This window comes from Streptomyces sp. 13-12-16 (assembly GCF_002114215.1).
Lineage (GTDB): Bacteria > Actinomycetota > Actinomycetes > Streptomycetales > Streptomycetaceae > Streptomyces.
The window spans coordinates 1-379 of sequence record NZ_NCTE01001349.1; positions in this window are offsets into that span (position 1 = coordinate 1).

Sequence of the window (379 nt, forward strand, 5' to 3'; positions counted from 1 at the left end):
CCGGACGACCCCCCTGACGTCCTTCCCGCCGCGGCGTGAGCAGCCGACGGCGCGGAGCACGGCGGTGGCCGGACCGCCGGGACGACGCCCCGCACCGGAGCCGGCGGACGACGCGCGGCTCGACGGCGGACCCGCCGGAACCCGCGCCGCGTCCTTTCCGTCTTGCTCCGACGGACCGCCCTGTGCGAGGGGCGAAGCGACTCCGGCCGGAAGGCAACGAGCGGAACCCGCCCTGACATGACCGACCTCTAACGAAGCAGCCAAAAAAGTGAGACACATACCACCGCAGGACCTTTCACGGACGAACCGGGAAACCGCGCTCGCCCCATGGCGTCGGCCGCGGACGGCCCTCTGGATCGCGGCGGGGGCCGGGACCCCC